18 protein-coding genes are annotated in these 19512 nt (G+C 63.4%); 6 read left to right on the top strand and 12 right to left on the bottom strand.

The window, feature by feature from the left end:
* Nucleotides 1–56: 56 nt before the first annotated feature.
* From IF690_RS24325 to IF690_RS24295, 7 genes are all read right to left on the bottom strand, one after another.
* The gene (locus IF690_RS24325; RefSeq protein WP_202697693.1) at nt 57–1547 is read right to left on the bottom strand and encodes a GGDEF domain-containing protein; all 1491 of its coding nucleotides are present in this window, start codon (nt 1545–1547) and stop codon (nt 57–59) included.
* A gap of 154 nt (nt 1548–1701) precedes the next feature.
* On the bottom strand, nt 1702–2982 hold the full coding sequence (locus IF690_RS24320) for an OprD family porin (protein ID WP_202697692.1): 1281 nt from the start codon (nt 2980–2982) through the stop codon (nt 1702–1704).
* 230 nt (nt 2983–3212) lie between these two features.
* Nucleotides 3213–3437, bottom strand: a complete 225-nt coding sequence (locus IF690_RS24315; RefSeq protein WP_202697691.1) for a hypothetical protein — start codon at nt 3435–3437, stop codon at nt 3213–3215.
* Nucleotides 3438–3616: 179 nt separating this feature from the next.
* Entirely contained in the window at nt 3617–4981 is a 1365-nt protein-coding gene (locus IF690_RS24310) for a heavy metal sensor histidine kinase (RefSeq protein ID WP_202697690.1), read from the bottom strand.
* Nucleotides 4971–5648, bottom strand: coding sequence for a heavy metal response regulator transcription factor (locus tag IF690_RS24305; protein ID WP_081359866.1), 678 nt, complete (start codon nt 5646–5648; stop codon nt 4971–4973). The genes IF690_RS24310 and IF690_RS24305 overlap by 11 nt, the downstream gene beginning before the upstream one ends.
* Nucleotides 5649–5657: 9 nt before the next feature.
* Nucleotides 5658–8753, bottom strand: coding sequence for a multidrug efflux RND transporter permease subunit (locus tag IF690_RS24300; RefSeq protein WP_202697689.1), 3096 nt, complete (start codon nt 8751–8753; stop codon nt 5658–5660).
* The gene (locus IF690_RS24295; protein ID WP_202697688.1) at nt 8750–9919 is read right to left on the bottom strand and encodes an efflux RND transporter periplasmic adaptor subunit; all 1170 of its coding nucleotides are present in this window, start codon (nt 9917–9919) and stop codon (nt 8750–8752) included. The genes IF690_RS24300 and IF690_RS24295 overlap by 4 nt, the downstream gene beginning before the upstream one ends.
* 237 nt (nt 9920–10156) lie before the next feature.
* Between IF690_RS24295 and IF690_RS24290 the strand changes: the two genes are divergently transcribed.
* Nucleotides 10157–10399 carry a hypothetical protein gene (locus IF690_RS24290; protein WP_202697687.1) on the top strand — a complete coding sequence of 81 codons (243 nt, stop codon included), beginning with the start codon at nt 10157–10159 and terminating at the stop codon, nt 10397–10399.
* A 122-nt stretch (nt 10400–10521) separates the two neighbouring features.
* On the opposite strand, the gene IF690_RS24285 is transcribed toward IF690_RS24290, so the two are convergent.
* The 5 genes from IF690_RS24285 to norR form a co-directional block, all read right to left on the bottom strand.
* The gene (locus IF690_RS24285; protein WP_202697686.1) at nt 10522–11271 is read right to left on the bottom strand and encodes a YkgJ family cysteine cluster protein; all 750 of its coding nucleotides are present in this window, start codon (nt 11269–11271) and stop codon (nt 10522–10524) included.
* Between the two features lie 92 nt (nt 11272–11363).
* Entirely contained in the window at nt 11364–11699 is a 336-nt protein-coding gene (locus IF690_RS24280; protein WP_202697685.1) for a hypothetical protein, read from the bottom strand.
* Between the two features lie 171 nt (nt 11700–11870).
* Nucleotides 11871–12362 carry a GNAT family N-acetyltransferase gene (locus IF690_RS24275; protein ID WP_202697684.1) on the bottom strand — a complete coding sequence of 164 codons (492 nt, stop codon included), beginning with the start codon at nt 12360–12362 and terminating at the stop codon, nt 11871–11873.
* Between the two features lie 3 nt (nt 12363–12365).
* On the bottom strand, nt 12366–13268 hold the full coding sequence (locus IF690_RS24270; RefSeq protein WP_202697683.1) for a chemotaxis protein CheV: 903 nt from the start codon (nt 13266–13268) through the stop codon (nt 12366–12368).
* Between the two features lie 268 nt (nt 13269–13536).
* Complete coding sequence (gene norR, locus IF690_RS24265) at nt 13537–15087, bottom strand: nitric oxide reductase transcriptional regulator NorR (RefSeq protein ID WP_202697682.1); 1551 nt, start codon at nt 15085–15087, stop codon at nt 13537–13539.
* A gap of 156 nt (nt 15088–15243) precedes the next feature.
* Here norR and hmpA point away from each other — a divergent pair, with 156 nt between their 5' ends.
* The 5 genes from hmpA to cyoA all read left to right on the top strand — a co-directional run bounded on the left by hmpA (nt 15244) and on the right by cyoA (nt 19512).
* Nucleotides 15244–16425 (top strand): NO-inducible flavohemoprotein, encoded by a 1182-nt coding sequence (gene hmpA, locus IF690_RS24260; protein WP_202697681.1) that lies wholly within the window; start codon nt 15244–15246, stop codon nt 16423–16425.
* Between the two features lie 281 nt (nt 16426–16706).
* The gene (locus IF690_RS24255) at nt 16707–17246 is read left to right on the top strand and encodes an ester cyclase (RefSeq protein ID WP_202697680.1); all 540 of its coding nucleotides are present in this window, start codon (nt 16707–16709) and stop codon (nt 17244–17246) included.
* 24 nt (nt 17247–17270) lie between these two features.
* Nucleotides 17271–17780 carry a disulfide bond formation protein B gene (locus tag IF690_RS24250; protein WP_202697679.1) on the top strand — a complete coding sequence of 170 codons (510 nt, stop codon included), beginning with the start codon at nt 17271–17273 and terminating at the stop codon, nt 17778–17780.
* Between the two features lie 288 nt (nt 17781–18068).
* On the top strand, nt 18069–18230 hold the full coding sequence (locus IF690_RS24245; RefSeq protein WP_202697678.1) for a hypothetical protein: 162 nt from the start codon (nt 18069–18071) through the stop codon (nt 18228–18230).
* A gap of 343 nt (nt 18231–18573) precedes the next feature.
* A complete protein-coding gene (gene cyoA, locus IF690_RS24240; protein WP_202697677.1) occupies nt 18574–19512 on the top strand; it encodes a ubiquinol oxidase subunit II in 939 nt (312 codons plus the stop codon).

Genomic DNA, 19512 nt, shown 5'->3' with positions numbered 1-19512 from the left:
GAGTGATGTTGTCGCAGGCAGTTCCTGCGGACAGCGCAGGGCATGCGGGAGCGAGGTCAGCCCGCCACCACCCGGTTTCGCCCCTCGGCCTTGGCCTGGTACAGCGCCTTGTCGGCCATCGAGCACAATGCTTTCAGGCTGGACTTCGGCGTGCCCGCCCAGGTGCTGAGGCCGATGCTGATGGTGATTGGCGAGGCGCCGTCCTGGATCGGCGGCAGGCGCTCGATCGCCAGGCGAATATGTTCGGCGATACGCCGGGCGCCTTCGTTATCGGTCTCTGGCAGGACCACGGCGAACTCTTCGCCGCCGTAGCGTGCGGCCAGGTCGCCGGGGCGACGGATAGTGTCACTGATCACCCGGGCGACAATGCGCAGGGCTTCATCGCCGAGCGGGTGGCCGTGGCGGTCGTTGAAGGCCTTGAAGTGGTCCACGTCCAGCATCAGCAGCGACAGGGCGCTGTGGGAGCGCTGCGCGCGTCCCCATTCGCGGGCCAGGGCCTGATCCAGACTACGGCGGTTATCGAGGCCGGTGAGGGCATCGGTGGCGGCCAGTTGCGCGAGTTCCTGCTCGGCGCTCTGGCGCCGGCGCAATTCCCGGCACAGCAGCCAGGTCAGCCACAGCAGGCCCAGGCACAGCGCACCGGTGGCGCCGCCGACCACCAGCGCGGTGCGCTGCCAGGAGGCAAATACTTCATTGCTGGAGAGCGCCACGATCACAATCAGCGGCAGGTCCCCGACCTGGGCGAAGGTATACAAGCGTGGTTGCTGGGTGCTGGACATGCCTTTGAAGCTGCCGTTCCCCTCGCGCAGGATGCGGATGAAATTGGGCCGTTGGCTGAAGTCCTGGCCGATCAGGTTGTCCGCACGCGGCGGTTCCTGAGCCAACAGGATACCGTCGCGACTGATCAGGTTGACCGAGCTGTCGTGGCCGACATTCAGGCTTTTGAACAACTGGCTGAAGTAGTCCAGGCGCATGGCTGCTTCGGCCACGCCGAGGAACTCCCCGCGTTCGTTGGAAACCCGCCGGCTGAAACTGATACGCCAGTCCAGTTCGGGTGGGCGAGCGCGGAACGGTCGGCTGATCAGCATGCCCGGATCGGGGTTATCCACATGGGACTGGAAATACTCCCGATCGGCAAAGTTGCCCTTGCGCGGTTCGACCGAAGCGGAGTCGGCGAGCACGTCGCCATGCGAGTCGAGCAGCAAGATGTCGCCCTTGTAGGGCGCCGCGGTGGCCCGATCGAACAGCGCCATATGGCGAATGGTCGGCGAGACCTGTTTCAGGTCGTCACGTTGCGAGGCGCTGATCAGCCCACGCAGTGATACGTCGTACAGTTCGACGTTGCGCAGCACGTCGGCGTCGATCAATTGCACGATGTTGGAGGCCGCGCGAGTGGCAGCCATTTCGGCGCTACCGCGTTCACGAATCAGCAAGAAGGTCACGATGCTCAGGATGGAGATGACCATCAATGAGCTTCCGAGAATCAGCATCCTTTCCGACCGGTTCGAGGTGGTCGTGTTGCGGGGTGTCGCACTACTCACACTCATGGTTCTGACTTCTGCGTTGTGTACGTTTTCTATAAAGGGTGTTTCGGGTGAAGCGAGCAGAGTTGCAGAGACCGATCGCGCCTGCGCGCGCATGTATAAATCGCAGACAAAAAAAAGGCCAGCAAAATGATGCTGGCCCTTTGCTGACTGGCGCTTAGAACACATTGAATGGGTAATCGATGATCACCCGGTATTCGTCGGTGTCGTTGTCCAGCGCGCCATAACCGTTGCCGCCACGGTTGGTGGCCCACTGCAGGCGGACCGCCAGATCCTTGGCCTTGCCACCTTGCACCACGTACTTGAGGTCGAGGTCGCGTTCCCAGTGCTTGGCGTGCTCGCCGCCGGCGCTGTACCAGTGGGCGTAGCCACGGCTGTGCGGGTCGACCTTGGCCAGGTCCAGCTCGCCGCGCGAGTAGGAGAGCGCCGAAGTCAGGCCCGGCAGGCCGAGGCCGGCGAAGTCGTAGGCGTACTTGAGTTTCCACGAGCGCTCGTTGGGTCCGTTGAAATCCGAATACTGCTGGGAATTGTCCAGATAGATGCTGTCGCCCTGGTTGATGTAGTCGAACGGTGTGTTGCCGTTCACACGCTGGTAGGCGGCGGTGAGGCTGTGATGGCCCACGCCCAGGGTGAAATGCAGGCTGTAGGTGTTGTTGTCGATGTCGCCCAGCAGCGCGTCGCCAGTGTCCTGGGTGTGATAGAAGTGCAGGCCCGGGTTCAGGGTCACCAGCTCGTTCAGCGCATAGCTGTAGTCGAGGTCGTAGTAGTACTGGTTCCAGGTGTCCTTGAGTTCGGCGGCGTACAGGCTGCTGGTCAGCCCGTTCACGCCGCTCCAGGCCACGCCGGCCCAGTTCAGGTGGCGGCTTTCATCGCCGTCCAGCAGTTTGCCGTAGGCTGTGTCGATACGCTGGCGGCCGCTCTGGTTGTAGAGCTTGGTGAAGCTGGCCTGGCCGCCTTCGAGCAGCCAGCCGTCGAAGCTGTGGTTGCTCAGGCTGACCCCGCGGAAGGTCTGCGGCAGCATGCGGCTCTGGCCGCCGGCGATCACCGGATTGTTGAGGAACAGATCGCCAGCCTTGAGCTCGGTGCCGAAGGCACGGATTTTCAGGGTGGCGCCAGCGCTGGAAAACGACATCGGCGCTTTGCCGCTGCCGTCGCTGACCGGCAGGATGCTCGAACCGTCGGTACCGCCACCGCCATCGAGTTTCAAGCCGAGCATGGCATTGGCATCGAGGCCGAAACCGACCGTGCCCTGGGTATAACCTGACTCGAAGATCCCCAGGAACCCCTGGCCCCACTCGATATTGTCATCGTTCTGCTGGTGGCGGTTGCGATTCATGTAGTAGTTGCGGGCATTGAGCTTGAGGCTTGCGCCTTCGACGAAGCCTTCTGGGCTGGCCTCGTCGGCGGCCTGGACACTGGGGGCGATAGTTGCAGCCATTGCAATGAATAACGGGCTGAGAGTGGAAGTGACCTTCACCGGTATAAAGCTCCTTGGATGAATGATGACAGTTGTTATTGTCGATTCGGGTGTTTCTTGTTCTGGGTGAAACGAATGAAACAGCCAGTTCTACATGGCAAAAAAAAGCCGCTGTTATCAGCGGCTTTAAGACAACTTACTCCAGGGTTAGAGCAGAGAAGTTGTCGAGGGAAACGAGTCGGTAGCGGGTATCAGCTGTCTTTCTGAACTTCCGGCTGGCGTTGTTCCGCCGTGATGTTCTGCGGCTGCTCGCCGTTCTGTCGCTTGGCAGCCAGCGCTTCCCGGGCGTCCTGGAATGCAGCGGCGCGTGCGGCGTTATGCGCGGCGAACGTCTGCGATTCTTCGGCCATGGCCATAGGGGCCAAGAACAGGGAGGACAAAACAAAGGCGCTGGCAATAGCCATACTGTTGGACATTTCTGAAGACCTTCTTGCAGAGCAAGTTCGAATTAGGTGCGACAAAAATATAACTTCAGGGCTGTTGGAAAAAGCGCCGAACAGGATAAGCACTGTTACGCCAAAAGCAATAGTTGACGGCGCTTCCGTAGGAGCCAGGCTTGCCGGCGACAGAGGCAATGGGATGTATCTGACTTCTCTCAGATCGGCAAGTAGATGCCGAAGGTGTTCATACCTTCATCGCTGCGCACGAACACGTCGCCGCCGTGCATCAGGGCGATGGCCTTGACGATCGCCAGCCCCAGGCCGTGGTTGGCGCCGCTGTTGCTGCGGGAGGCGTCGACCCGGTAGAAGCGTTCGAACAGCCGCGGCAGATGCTCGCGGGCGATGGCCTGGCCAGGGTTGCTCACGGCGATGGCCACCTGGTGTTCCTGCACATCGATCCGCACCTGGATCACCTGCCCGGGCTCGGTGTGCTGCACGGCATTGCTCAGCAGGTTGATCAGCGCCCGGCGCAGGTGGGCGATCTCGATCTGCACCTGGGCATCGCCGCGCACCTCGACCTTGACCTGGGCGTCTTCGAGGATGAAATCCAGGTAGTCCAGAGTGGTGGCCACTTCGCTGGCCAGGGAGGTGCTGGTGAGCTTGGTGGCCTTGCTGCCCTGGTCGGCGCTGGCCAGGAACAGCATGTCGTTGATGATCGAGCGTAGCCGCTCCAGCTCCTCGAGATTGGATTGCAGCACCTCGAAGTAATGCTCGGCGGAGCGCCCGCGGGTCAGGGCCACCTGGGTCTGGCCGATCAGGTTGGTCAGCGGCGAGCGCAGTTCGTGGGCGACGTCGGCATTGAAGGATTCCAGGCGCGAATAGGCCTGTTCCACCCGCTCCAGGGTCGAGTTGAACGAGTTGGCGAACTGCGTCAGTTCCGGCGGCAGCGACGACAGCTGCAAGCGCCCGGAAAGCCGCGGCGGGGTCAGGCGCTGGGCTCCCTCGGACAACCCGATCAAGGGTTTCAGGCCGATGCGCGCCACCCAGTAGCCCAGCGCCGAGGCCAGCAGCACGCCGACGATGGCCAGGCTGATCAGGGCAACCAACAGCTGGTGCTGGGTCTCATAGACGGTCTCGGTGTCGATAGCGATCAGAAAACGCAGCGGCGGACGCAGCTCCTTGGCCGGCAGCTGGCTGACCAGCACTTTCAGCGGATAGGGATGTCCGGGCAGGGTCAGGTCGCGCATGCCCAGCGGGCCCTGGGCGAAGCGGCGGATCTGCGGGTCGGGGTTGCCGTATTCGTAGGCGGGGTCGTCGCTGACCACCCAGAAACGGATGCGTTTGTCTTCTTCGCTGAGCAGCTTGAGCTTGTTGTTGATCTTGGCCCAGTGCTCCGGGGTGCCGAAGCGCGTCAGGGCCGATTCCAGTACGCTGTAGCGCGCATCCAGTTCGGCCTCGGGCAGCAGGCCCAGGCCCTTGTCCACCTGTTGATAGAGCGCGCCGCCGATCAGCAGGAACACCAGCAGGGCCACCAGGGTGAACAGCCCGCTCAGGCGCAGGGCAATCGAGTTACGAGGCACCGCGGTTCTCCAGCACATAACCCATGCCGCGGATGGTGTGCAGCAGTTTCTGTTCGAATGGCCCGTCGAGCTTGGCCCGCAGGCGCTTGATCGCCACTTCGACGACGTTGGCGTCACTGTCGAAGTTGATGTCCCAGACCATCTCGGCGATCGCGGTTTTCGACAGGATCTCGCCCTGGCGCCGGGCGAGCACGCTGAGCAGCGAGAACTCCTTGGCGGTCAGGTCCAGGCGTGTGCCGGCGCGGCTGGCCTTGCGGCTGATCAGGTCGATCCACAGGTCGGCGATGCTGATCTGCACCGGCTCGTGGCCGCCGCTACGGCGGGTCAAGGCCTGCAGGCGCGCCACCAGTTCGAGGAAGGAAAAGGGCTTGCCCAGGTAATCGTCGGCACCGTCGCGCAGGCCCTTGATGCGGTCTTCGACGCGCTCGCGAGCGGTGAGCATGATCACCGGCGTCTGCTTGCGCGCGCGCAGGGCCCGCAGCACGCCGAAGCCGTCGATGCCGGGCAGCATCACGTCGAGCACGATCACCGCGTAGTCGCTTTCCAGCGCCAGGTGCAAGCCCTCGACACCGTCGCGCGCGCGGTCCACGGTGTAGCCTTGTTCGGTCAGGCCGCGGTGCAGATAGTCCGCGGTTTTCTCTTCATCTTCGATAATCAGAACGCGCATGACCCCGCCTCAGGATGTGCTCGCCAGTGCTGGCGCTGGTGTGGGCCGATGGAATAGCCGCTCGAGCCACAAGTATATGACCGGAGTGGTGAACAGCGTCAGCGCCTGGCTCACCAGCAGGCCACCGACCACGGCGATTCCCAGTGGCTGGCGCAGCTCGGCGCCGGCGCCATGACCGAGCATCAGCGGCAAGGCGCCGAGCAGCGCGGCGAGGGTGGTCATGATGATTGGCCGGAAACGCGTGATACAGGCCTGGTAGATTGCCTCCTGGGGCGCCAGCCCGCCCTTGCGCTGGGCTTCGAGGGCGAAGTCGATCATCAGGATGCCGTTTTTCTTGACGATGCCGATCAGCAGCACCAGGCCGATCAGGGCCATGATCGAGAAGTCCTGGCCCAGCAGCCAGAGCATGATCAGTGCGCCGAGGCCGGCCGAGGGCAGGGTGGAAATGATGGTCAGCGGATGGACGAAGCTCTCGTAGAGCACGCCGAGGATGATGTACACCGCCACCAGCGCGGCGAGGATCAGCCATGGCTGGCTGGCCAGGGAACTCTGGAAGGCCTGGGCCGCGCCCTGGAAGTTGCCGGCGATGGAGGCGGGCATGCCGATCTGGTTTTTTGCCTGCTCGAGCATGATCACCGCATCGCCCAGGGCCACGCCGGGCGCCAGGTTGAACGACAGGTTGGCGGCCGGGAACATACCGTCGTGGGCGATGGACAACGGGCCGACGGTGGGCGGGTCGACCTTGGCCAGCGCCGACAATGGCACCATCTCGCCGCTCAGGGGCGAGCGCAGGTAGAAATAATTCAGGCTCTCGGCCTTGCCGCGCTGCCTGGCATCCAGTTCGAGGATCACGTTGTACTGGTTGGTCTCGGTCTGGAATTCGTTGACCTGGCGCTGGCCGAAGGCGTCGTAGAGCGCTTCGTCGACATCGCTGGCGGTCAGGCCGAAACGCGCCGCGGCGCTGCGGTCGATGCTGATATGGGTGATGCTGCCGCCCAGTTGCAGGTCGTTGGACAGGTCGCGAAAGGCCGGGTTGGCCCGCAGCTTCTCGGTCAGGCGCTGGGTCCAGGTAGTCAGCGTCGGCCCGTCGTTGCTCTTGAGCACGTACTGGTACTGGCTGCGGCTCGGCCCGGAGCTGAGGTTGATGTCCTGCCCGGCCCGCAGGTACAGGACGATGCCCGGGACCCTGGCCAGTTGCGGGCGAATGCGGTCGATGAACTGGCTGGCGGAAACGTCCCGCTGGCCGCGGTCCTTGAGGGCAATCCAGAAGCGGCCGTTGGCGATGGTCTGGTTGTTGCCGGTGACGCCGACCGAATGGGAAAAGGTTTCCACCGCCGGGTCGGCACCGAGGATCTTCGCCAGGGCCAGGTGCTTTTCCACCATGTCCGGGTAGGAGATGTCGGCCGCCGCTTCGCTGGTGCCCAGCACGAAGCCGGTGTCCTGGACCGGGAAGAAGCCCTTGGGAATGAACACATAGCCGGCGATGGCCAGGCCCAGGGTCAGGCCGAACAGGCCGAGCATCAGCCGCTGATGGGCCAGGGCCCGGCGCAGCCCGCGTTCGTAGAGCGCCAGCAGGCGTTCGCCGAAGCCCGGGCGATCGTGGGGACGATGCGTCGGGGCGCGCATGAACAGCGCCGCCAGGGTAGGCGCCAGGGTCAGCGACACCACCACGGAAATCAGGATGGTCGAGGTGGCGGTCAGGGCGAACTCCTTGAACAGCCGCCCGACCACGCCGCCCATGAACAGCAGGGGAATGAACGCGGCGATCAGCGAGAAGCTGATGGACACCACGGTGAAGCCGATTTCTCCGGCGCCCTTGATCGCCGCCTCGCGCATGCCGTCGCCGGCCTCCAGGTGGCGATGGATGTTTTCCACCACGACAATCGCGTCGTCGACCACGAAACCCACCGAAATCACGATGGCCACCAGGGTCAGGTTGTTCAGGCTGAAGCCCATCACATACATCAGCGCAAAGCTGGCCACCAGCGACACCCCGAGCACGCTGGAGACAATCAGCGTCGCCGACAGCTGGCGCAGGAACAGCGCCATCACCGCCACCACCAGCAGCACCGCGATCAGCAGGGTGATCTCCACTTCGTGCAAGGAGGCGCGGATGGTCTTGGTGCGGTCCGAGAGCACGGTCACGTCCACCGAGGCCGGCAGCATGGCCTCCAGGCGTGGCAGTTCGCCCTGGATGCGGTCCACGGTGTCGACGATGTTCGCCCCCGGCTGGCGGAAGATCACCAGGTTGAGCCCCGGCTGGTCGTTGGACCAGGCCTGGACGTAGGCGTTTTCCGGTCCGCTGATGACCCGGGCGACATCCTTGAGTTGCACCGGCGCGCCGTTCTTGTACGAGACGATCAACTGGCCGTAGTCATCGGGATGGAACAGCTGGTCGTTGGTCGACAGGGTGGAGATGCTCGACTCGCCATACAGCGCGCCCTTGGCCAGGTTGAGGCTGGCCTGCTGCAGGGCGACGCGGATATCGGCCAGGGTCAGGCCGATGGCCGCCAGTCGGTCGGGCGAGGCCTGGACGCGGATCGCCGGACGTTGCTGGCCGGTGATATTGATCAGGCCGACGCCGTCGATCTGGCTGATCTGCCGGGCCAACAGGGTTTCCACGTAGTCGCTCAGTTCAGTGCCGGGCATCTGCGTGGAGCTGATGCTGAGGATCAGCACCGGGCTGTCCGCCGGGTTGACCTTGCGCCAGGTGGGCAGGCTCGGCATGTCGTTGGGCAGCTTGCCCGAGGCGGTGTTGATCGCCGCCTGCACTTCCTGGGCGGCGGTATCGATGCTCTTGTCGAGGGTGAATTGCAGGGTCAGGTTGGTCGAGCCCAGGGCGCTGCTGGAGGTCATCTGGGTCATGCCGGGGATGGCGCTGAACTGTACCTCCAGCGGCGTGGCCACCGAAGAGGCCATGGTTTCCGGGCTGGCGCCAGGCAATTGCGCGGAGACCTGGATAGTCGGGAATTCCGCTTCCGGCAGCGGGGCGATGGGCAGTCGCGGAAAGGCGATGGCGCCCATCAGCACCAGGGCGAAGGTCAGCAGCAGGGTGGCGACCGGATGATCGACGCACCAGGCGGAGATCGAACCGTGGCCCTTCATGGTTGCGGCTCCGTGTTCGCGGCCTGGACCTGTTGTGGCGGTTCGCTGAGCACTTCGATGGGGGAGCCGGCCTTGAGCCGCGACTGGCCGTCACTGACCAGCAGGTCGCCGGCCTGCACGCCCTTGATGATGTTCTGGCCGCTATCCTGATAGACCATCTGCACCGGGACGATTTCCACCTTGTCGTCCTTGATTCGATACACGAAGTGCTTGTCCAGGCCGCGCTGCACCACGCTGGGCGGCACCACCAGGGCGGCCTTTTCCACGGCGGTGCGCAGCTTGATGGTCACCAGCTGGCCGGGCCAGAGCTTTTGCCCGGGATTGCTGAATTCGGCCTTGGCGCGGATGGTCCCGGTATGGGAGTCGATCTGGTTGTCGATCAGGCTCAGGTGGCCTTCGCCCAGGCGCTCGCCGGTGGCGGAGTCGGTATCGGCGCCCAGGTAGGCGTCCACCGTGGCCGGGTGTTCGGCGACGAGCAACCCCTGCAAGGTCGGCAGCATCTGTTGCGGCAAGGAAAACTCGACCGCGATCGGGTCGATCTGGGTCACCGAGAACAGGCCCTGGGTATCGCTGGTGCGCAGGAAGTTGCCTTCGTCCACGGTGCGGATGCCGACGCGACCGGACACCGGCGAGCGGATCTGGGTATAGGACAGCTGCACCTGCGCCGCATCGATGGCGGCCTGGTTGCCCTGGGCGCTGGCCTTGAGCTGGTTGACCAGCGCTTGCTGCTGGTCGTAGGTCTGCTTGGACACGCCGTCATCCACCGACAGCAGCTTGTAGCGCTTGAGGTTGACCTGGGCCACCTGCAGTTGCGCCTGGTTTTCCGCCAGTTGCGCCCGGGCCTGGTCGAGGCTGGCGCGGATCGAGCGGTCGTCGATGGTCGCCAGCAGGTCGCCGGCCTTGACCCGCTGACCTTCCTTGACCAACAGCCGGGTGAGGATGCCGTCCACCTGGGGCCGGATCAGCACGCTGTGCAGCGACAGCACCGAACCGATGCCACTGACATACCGCGGCACATCCCGCTGGGCGACGCTGATCACTCGCACCGGCACGGCGGTCGGCACTGCCAGTTTGGCGCTGGACGGCTTGAGCAGGTACCACAGGCCAGCGGCGGCGAGAACGGCGAGCACGCCTGCGAGCACAAGGGTTGTTTTTCGATTCCGCATGGATGCCAGCGCCGGGGGCAGGTGGGACGGGAGGATGGTCAGTATCGATGGTCCCTTTATAGCCGGCCGACCCGGTCAGCAACGTGACGCCTGCCTGACAGCACTGTCAGCAAAGGCCGACCGGTGGACCTGGCCCATGCCGGCCGCCGCAGGTCAAAGACCCGCAACGTGGGTATACTGCCGGCCCTCGCGGCCCGCTTCCCCGGGCCCGGCCTTTGCTTTTCACCCGGAGCTTCCATGACTACCCCAGCACAACCGCCTGTGTCCGACGCTCCCAGCGCCGAACAGGTCGATGACGCCAGCGCGCCTGGCGAAGGCAAGCCGGCGATCGCGCCGTTCAAGTTTCCGTTCAAGCCGTCCGAATTCGCCCAGGCCAAGAATGCCCGGCAACCCTGGTACAAGAACGGCGCCACCAACGGCCACACCAAGACCCCAGGCGCGGCGCCACCCGGCACCCGTCGCTCGATGGGCAAGCGCTGAGTCCAGGCTTCTGTAGCCGCTGCCGAAGGCTGCGATAAGGCCGTAGGCCTTCGACAATCTTGAGGTCTTGCGCTCCCTTCGGGCGCGATCGTCCGAACGCGGCCTGCGGCTGCGCCTACAGATCAGGCCGCGCGCAGGGCAATGAAGGCGTAGGTGAGTGGCGCCTCGGTCACCACCTGGGCGCCGGCGTCCTGCACTTGCCCGGCAATGTCTTCACCGGATACATGGAACAGCCACTCGCTGGCCGGTGCGGCCAGCGGTTGCGCCTGGACCCGCTCGATGGCTTCGGCCAGGGCGGCCATGTCCGGCAGGTAGGCGGTAAAGCCGTCGCCCTTGAGGGCGGTGGTGTGAATCCCCAGCTGTTGGCAGATGGCTTGTTTGCTGTGGATGTCGTCGCGGTCGGCCTGGCGCGAACGCTGGATCAGTTCGGCCAGTTCCCGGTCCACCAGTTCACCGCCGACAATCAGCTGCGGGCCTTTTTCCCAGGACTCTGGCGGGCATTCCTTGATCGCCGGGTTGAGCGGGATGTGCGGATTGATTTCCATCGGGTAGATGCGGCACACCAGCGGCCGGCGCTCATAGATCCGGCACAGCTGGTCTTCGTCAAGATTCCGGCAGGGGCCGATGTTATAGGCGGCGAAAGTGATCGCCACATGGGCCTGGGCACTGCCGCTGGGCACTACGCAGGAACGCCGTTCGGCGTGTTCACGCTGCTGGGCCGGCAGCCCCAGGCCGTTGCTCAGGAACCCCTCCACCAGCACGATTACCTGGCCGCCATCCAGCGCCCACTGGCGGGCTTCGCCGAGGGTCAGGGGGACGTGGTGATCGTGGCAGCACTTGCCGCAGCCTACGCAGGAAAAACGAGTATTCATTGAGCCGGCAGCCATAGTCGAAAGGTGGAGGCGGCGACGGAATGACTCACATCGCCCTCTAAATAGCGCTCTCGAAGCAAGTTATGCGCCAGTCACCGGTCCTTGGCCTCGAGGGCGGGGCGGATCGAATCCCATTCGGTGACATGGGCGCTCTTGCGCTGCTTGTCGTACAGGCACAGTTCGGTGCCGGTCTGGCCCTTCATGTGTTTTTGCGGGTATTGGCCCTGGAGCAGCAGGGCGCTGTAGCCGACCCGGTCGTCGAACTGCACGGCATTGCCCAGCACTTTGACATTCTTCAGTTGGCTGGCCTTGATGCAGCTGGCCCGCACCTGCTTGTCGAATGTCGCCCAGGCGTCCGGGCTCGAGGCCTGGACCTGGCTGGCGAGGAGGGCGGTCAGGCAGGCGAGGCTCAGAGGCAGGGCTTTCATGGCGGGGCGTTCCTTCGTTCGCGGGTATGCGCAGGAGTATGCCTGAGACGCTCGCGATGAAAGATCTGTAGCCGCTGCCGCAGGCTGCGATCGCGCCCGAAGGGGGCGCAAGGTTTCAATATCGCCGAAGGCCTTCGGCCTTATCGCAGCCTGCGGCAGCGGCTACAGGTGTTACAGCGGCGTGTGGGGAACCTGCTCGCGGCGGATCACCCGCATGCCGACGCTGTCGTACAGCCCGCGGGCTCGCGGGTTGTCTTCCAGTACCCGCAGGTCGACAAAGGCTTCGCGGCGCTGGCGGAAGACCTCGAAGGCCTGCAGCAGCAAGGCCCGTCCCAGGCCCTGGCCGCGGGCCCGCGGATGCACCACCAGATCCTTGATATAGGCGCTGGTCCAGCACTGGATCACCCCGACGACGCCCTCGGCATCCTGGGCCACCAGGCACAGTTGTGGGTCGTATTCGGCGTCGCTTTCGAAACGCTGGCGCCAGCTGTCCAGCTCCGGCACGCGCCCGCCACCGTCCTGATAGCCAAGGTGCATCAGGCCATGCACCGCTGCGGCCAGCTCCGGCCGATAGCTTTCGAGGCTGAAGGCGGCCGGCCAGCTGGCGGGTATCGCTTGCCCGGTCAGGTCGCGGCGCATCAGCAGGCAGTAGTCGTCGGCCATGGCTCAGGCGCTCTGTGCGGTGACGTGCCGGGCCGCTTCGATCAGGCAGCGGGTCAGGTCCGGCGAGGAAAACTTGGTCAGCACTGCGTTGGCGCCGGCCAGGCGGGCCTTTTCCGCGTTCATGGCGCTGTCCAGCGAGGTATGCAGCAGGACGTAGAGGTGGGCGAAGTCCGGGGTCTCGCGCAGGGTGCGGGTCAGGGCGTAACCGTCCATCTCCGACATCTCGATGTCCGAGACGATCAGGTTGATCTCCTGGGCGGTGCCTTGCAGGTCCAGCAAGCAGTCGATGGCCTCCTTGGCGCTGCGCGCGGTGTGGCATTGCAGGCCGAGGTTGCGCAGGGTATGCACCGACTGCTGCAGGGCCACCTGGCTGTCGTCGACCACCAGGATCCGCGCGTTACCCAGCAGTTCGGCCTCTTCCATGCTCAGCTCGGTCGGCGCGGTTTCGATCTGCGCCGGGGCGATGCCGTGGATGACTTTCTCGATGTCCAGCACCTGCACCAGGGTACCGTCGACCTGGGTGACCCCGGTGATATAGGACTTGACCCCGCCGGAGCCATAGGGCGGCGGGCGGATATCGGTGGTCAGGCAATGCACGATCTTGCTCACCGCCTGCACATGCAGGCCCTGCTTGGAGCGGCTGACGTCGGTGACGATCAGGCAGCCGCCCTCCGGATCTTCCAGCGGCCGTTCGCCGATGGCCCGGCTCAGGTCGATGACCGACAGCGAATTGCCTCGCAGGGTGGCGATGCCTTTCACATGCGGGTGCGATTCCGGCAGTTTGGTCAGCGGTGGGCAGGGGATGATTTCACTGACTTTGAGCAGGTTGATTGCCATCAGCTTGCCGCTGCGCAAGGTGAACAGCAGAAGCGAAAGGGAGTCTGCGCGGGCTTTGTTGGAAGACATAAAAACCTTCTGTGGAAAAGGTGGTTCGCGCCATGGGCCGCGAACAGCTAGCGATAACGGGTTATCGACGCGTGCAGGGCTGGCTTTAGGCTTAATCCCAATATCCGCGACCCGCGCAATCTGTAGCCGCCGTTGAAGGCTGCGATCGAGGACACAGTCCTCGCAAGATCAACCATTGCGTCGTTTCGGTCACCCCTCATGTAGCGGGTTCACGGCCGTGTCGTCGCAATGCCGTCCAGGCTGATCGCAGCCTTCGGCTACAAGTGAGTCACTTCAAGCCTAGCCTCTTTGCCATGCGTCCCAGGTTGGCGCGGTCCAGGCCCAGCTCGCGGGCGGCGCTGGCCCAGTTGTGCCGATGACGTTCAAGGCAGGCGCTGATCAGTTGGCGCTGGTAGTTTTCGGTGGCCTGGCGCAGATCGCCGCTGCCGGGAATATCGGCCATGGCTGCCGGGGCGGGTTGGGACGCGACCGGTGCCGAGGCGTCCGGCAGGTCCAGGTCGGTGGCGCTCAGGCTGAGGATCTTCGGCCGTTCGCGGCAATTGCCCAGGGCCTTGAGGGTGCTGCGACCGATCAGGTGTTCCAGCTCACGGACGTTGCCCGGCCAGGCGTAGGCCAGCAGCGCCGCCTGGGCATCGCTGGTCAGGCGCAGGCTGCCCAGGCCCATGCGCGAGCGATTCTGTTCGAGGAAGTAGCCGCTGAGCAGCAACACATCGCGGCCGCGGTCGCGCAGGGCCGGCACCAGCAGCGGGTAGACGCTGAGGCGGTGATAGAAGTCCGCGCGATAGCGACCGCTGCGCACTTCTTCGGCGAGGTCGCGGTTGGTGGCGGCGATCAGCCGCACGTCGACCCGATGCTCCTGGTCCGAACCCAGGCGTTGCAGCTGGCCGCTTTGCAGCACGCGCAGCAGCTTGGCCTGGACGGTCAGCGACAACTCGCCCACTTCGTCGAGAAACAGCGTGCCGCCATTGGCCAGCTCGAATTTGCCGCGGCGGTCGTTGGTGGCGCCGGTGAAGGCGCCGCGTACGTGGCCGAACAGTTCGCTTTCCACCAGGGTGTCGGGCAGGGCGGCGCAGTTGAGGCTGATCAGCGGCTTGTCGGCCCGGGGCGAGGCGGCGTGGATGGCCTGGGCCACCAGTTCCTTGCCGACCCCGGTTTCGCCGGTGATCAGCACCGTCAGGTCGCTGCCGCCGACCAGGCCGATTTCCTCCAGCAGGCGTTTGTGGGCCTTGCTCTGGCCGATCATTTCGCGGTTCTGGCCGCTGGCCTGGCGATAGACCTCGGCGCGCTGGTGTTCGTCTTCGGCGCGCAGGGCCAGGCGCTCGATGCGCTCGGCGGCGTTGACGGTGGCCGCCGCCAGGCTGGCGAAGGCCTGCAGGGCATCCAGTTCGATGGGTTCGAAGCGCTGTGGGTCAAGGGCATCCAGGGTCAGCAGGCCCCAGGGGCGCTCGTCGATAAACAGCGGGCAGCCCATGCAGTCGTGGACTTCCAGGTGTTCATGCAGGCCATCCACCAGGCCGTCGTAAGGGTCCGGCAAGTTGCTGTCGCTGGCGAAGCGGGTAGGGCCGGGATGGCTGAGCAGGGCGGCGAAACGCGGGTGTTCGCTGACCTTGAAACGCCGGCCCAGGGTATCGGTGCTCAGGCCGTCCACCGCCAGTGGTACCAACCATTCGCCATCCAGGCGCAGCAGCGCGGCGGCGTCGCAGGGCAGCAGGGCGCGCATGGCTTCCAGCAGGCGGCGGTAGCGCTCGCCTTCGGGCAGTTCGCGGGACAGGTCGGAGACCAGGGGCAACAAGGCGGTGAGCAGGGATTTTGCGGTCATAATGACTCCGTATGGTCTTAATGACTATAAGTGCCTGTGTGTCGATATGACTACATTTATTTTAACTAATTGATTTATATTGATTTTATTTTTGGCACGAAAACTGACTGATAAAGGGCAACCTGCAAGAAGTCAGAAAGCTCAGGAGTTGTACTTATGCTTAGCGTCGAAGATCGTGCCATCATCAAATCCACCGTTCCGCTGCTGGAAAGCGGTGGCGAAGCCCTGATCACCCACTTCTACCGGATGATGCTCTCCGAGTATCCGCAAGTGCGTCCGCTGTTCAACCAGGCGCACCAGGCCAGCGGCGACCAGCCACGGGCCCTGGCCAACGGCGTATTGATGTACGCCCGGCACATCGACCAGCTCGACCAACTGGGCGACCTGGTGGCGAAGATCATCAACAAGCACGTGGCCCTGCAGATCCTGCCGGAGCATTACCCGATCGTCGGCAGTTGCCTGCTGCGCGCCATCTCCGAAGTGCTGGGCGAAGAGATCGCCACGCCGGCGGTGATGAGCGCCTGGGGCGCGGCCTACAACCAACTGGCAGACATCCTGATCGGCGCCGAAGGCGCGATCTACGACCAGAAGGCCCAGGCCCCGGGCGGCTGGCGCGGCGCGCGGGAATTCAAGCTGGTCCGCCGGGAGCAGGAGAGCGCGGAAATCACCTCGTTCTATTTCGAGCCTGTGGATAACGGCCCGATTCTCGCCGCCGAGCCCGGTCAGTACATCGGCATGCAGCTGTTCCTCGATGGCGAGGAGATCCGCCGCAACTACTCGCTGTCGGCCCTGTCGGACGCCGGCCAGTACCGCATCAGCGTCAAGCGCGAGGCCGGTGGCCGTGCTTCCAACTACCTGCACGATCAGATGCAGGTCGGCGCCAGCATCCAGCTGTTCCCGCCAGCGGGCGAATTCACCCTGGCGGACAGCGACAAGCCGCTGGTGCTGATCAGTGGTGGCGTCGGCATCACTGCGACCCTGCCGATGCTTGAAGCCGCGCTGGCTACCGAGCGTCCGGTGCACTTTATCCACTGCGCACGCAACGGCAGGGTGCATGCGTTCCGCGATTGGGTCGACGGCCTGTCCGCGCGTCATCCGCAACTCAAGCGCTTCTACTGCTACGCCGAAGACGACGGCGTCAGCCCGGCAGCGGACAAGGTCGGCCTGCTGAGCCAGGAGCAACTGGCCGAATGGTTGCCACAGGAGCGTGACCTGGACGCCTACTTCCTCGGCCCGAAAGCCTTCATGGCGGCGATCAAGCGCCACCTCAAGGCCCTGGGCGTACCGGAGAAACAGAGCCGCTACGAGTTCTTCGGCCCGGCCGCGGCCCTGGAGTAAAACCTGCGCCAGCCTCCGCCCGGAGGCTGGCTTCTTGTAGCCGCTGGCGCAGCCTGCGATCGGTTGCGCAGCGACCGCCAGCCTGAGCTCGCGGTTTACCTGAGGTACTCGGGGATAGTGTTGCGAGCGCTGCGCGCTCGATCGCAGGCTGCGCCAGCGGCTACAGGAGCGCAGGCCGCACTCGTAAAAATCCTTTAAAGGTTAATCCGTTCTTAACCTGTTTATCGTTAATTCCCCGATGCTGATGATAGGCGCTCGTTCGCACTGATCAGGATCATCCCATGCAGTTCTCAGCCATTTCCCGCTTTACCCTGGCCGCAACCTTGCTCGCCAGTCCCCTGGTTTTCGCCGAGCCGGCCTTGCTCCAGCCGCAGACCCTGGTCGTCGATCAGAGCCTGCCCAGGGCCCAGCGCGAGGCCATGGAACTGGCCGCGCGGCGCTACGGCAGTTTCTGGAACAGCGGCGATGAAAGCCTGGCCAAGGCTGCGCTGGCGGAGAACTTCGTCGATATGACGCCGCCTGCAGGGCGGGTCCAGGGCCCGACCGGGCCGCTGCTGGCGTCGCGGTTCTTTCGCACGGCGGTGCCGGACCTGAGTGCACAAATCGAGCAGATGATCGTGGCCGGGGACCGGGTGGTACTGCACCTGCATTTTCGCGGGCACTTCAGCGGGACCTTCAATGCACTCAAAGGTCGTGGTCAGCGTGTAGACTTCCGGGCAACCGACATTTATCAGATCGCCAATGGCCGGATCACCGCCAATTGGCATATCGAAGACAACCTCAGCCTGATGCAGCAGTTGCAAGCGCTACCATCGGGTTGAGCCACAGACAGAAAGGAATTGAGGATGGCTGACGACACACTGCGCTTGGGGCGCGAGCGACGTTTTCTGGTGTTGCTGGGGCTGATCTGCCTGGCGCTGATCGGCGGCGCGCTGTACATGCAGGTGGTGCTGGGCGAGGCGCCTTGCCCGCTGTGCATCCTGCAGCGCTACGCGTTTCTGCTGATCGCGATTTTCGCCTTCATCGGCGCGGCGATGCGCAGCCGTCGCAGCCTCACGGTGCTGGAAGCGTTGGTCGTGGTCAGCGCGCTGTTCGGCGCGGCGGTGGCGGGGCATCACGTCTACACCCAGGCCCATCCTGCGGTCAGCTGCGGCATCGATGTGCTGCAGCCGATCGTCGACAGCCTGCCGTTGGCGAGCGTCTTCCCGCTGGGGTTCCAGGTCGATGGCTTCTGCTCCACACCGTACCCGCCGGTGCTGGGCCTGTCCCTGGCGCAATGGGCGTTGGTGGCCTTTGTGCTGACCCTGGTGCTGGTGCCGCTGGGCATCATTCGTAACCGCCACAAAAGCGCCTGACCCGGCATAAAAAGCCCCGGTCCCGATGTTCGGGACCGGGGCTTTTTTGTGTGTAGGACAATGTGTGAAGAGGGCGTGATATGGGGCAATCGGAGGGGCGATAAAAGTGCGACATGTTGTCACATGGAGGGTGTCGCACCTGTGTTTGTGCTGATGACCGCACGGCATTTTTTTATGTCAGAAACAGAAAAAGTCTGTCAGTTCGTGTGGGCGCAGTGAGCGGCAAAACAAGCATAGCCGGCTATCTAAATAAATCGTTTCAGCCCTCGTTCTACAAGGGATAGCGCGATGCCATCGGTGGATTTTCCATGGCTGGAAGACAGCTTTTTCGACCTGGCGGGAAGGCGTTTTTGGGGCTTTTTATTGCGAATTAATCTCGATATGATCGCGACCCGTTGCAATAATCGCCGCGCATTGTTGCGCGAACCGATAAAAATTATTTCGGGATAAGACATGGTTTATAAAACGCTACATATCTACAATCGCCCGCACTGAATTTCCGGCGCTGCTCACCCCTGAGCTTACGGCGGCGGTCGAGGGGCGTTGGACGCTCCATGCGACCCCAGGTGTCGGCACCTTCCAAATATCCGCACCAAATGGAATTGGTCTGTAACAAGGCCTTTGACCACGAATTCGAATAAGAACTCACTGCTAGCCCAGGATTTGTCAAACAGCGCGTAATGCGCCGGGCAGGCCCTTATTCAATCGAAGAAAAAATGCCAACCCTTGGCACGGTGAAGTGTTGGCGATCAAAACCCAACTGCATTGCGCAAGCTGCTTTAGAGGTCGTGAGATGAGTAAAAACAGGTACCCCCGATTACTAGGCTTTTTGCCGCTGCTCAGCATGTTGTTGCTGGGAGGCTGCAAATGGACCTTGCTCGACCCGAAAGGACAGGTCGGTCTGGACGAACGAAACCTGATCATCACCGCTACCCTGCTGATGTTGCTGGTCGTGATCCCGGTAATCCTGATGACCTTCGCGTTCGCCTGGAAATACCGCGCGTCCAACACCAAGGCCACCTATGCGCCCAAGTGGTCGCACTCCACCAAGATCGAAATCGCGGTCTGGCTGGTTCCGGTGCTCATCATCATTGCCCTGGGTTATGTGACCTACAAGTCCACCCACGCGCTGGACCCTTATCGTCCGCTGGATTCCGACGTGAAGCCGGTGACCATCGAAGTGGTCGCGCTGGACTGGAAGTGGCTGTTCATCTATCCCGAGCAAGGGATCGCCACCGTCAACAAGATCGTGTTCCCGGCCCACACGCCGATCAACTTCAAAGTCACCTCCGATTCCGTGATGAACTCGTTCTTCATCCCGGGCCTGGGCGGCCAGATCTACGCGATGGCGGGCATGCAGACCAAGCTGCACCTGATTGCCAACCAGAACACCGAGCTTGAAGGTATCTCCGCCAACTACAGTGGCGCGGGCTTTACCGGCATGAAATTCAAAGCGATCGCGACGAGCCAGGAAGACTTCAACGCCTGGGTCAACGAAGTCAAGGCCGCACCAAAACAGCTTGAACAAGCTGAATACGAAGCCCTTGCCAAGCCAAGCCAGAACAATCCTGTCGAGCTGTACTCCTCGTACACGCCGGACCTGTTTCAGAAAATCATCGACAAGTATGAAGGCATGAAACCAGGCGCACCGGTCAAGCACGAGAAGAAAGAAGTGGCCGCTGTGGAAGGGACTGATATGAGCTCGCATTCAGCTGCTGGGGCAGAGGAGTAA

The sequence above is a fragment of the Pseudomonas sp. SK3(2021) genome (genome assembly GCF_016772375.1).
Lineage (GTDB): Bacteria > Pseudomonadota > Gammaproteobacteria > Pseudomonadales > Pseudomonadaceae > Aquipseudomonas > Aquipseudomonas chlororaphis_I.
Note: the sequence above shows the minus strand (reverse complement) of the source record. Positions and strands in the feature narration are given on the sequence as shown.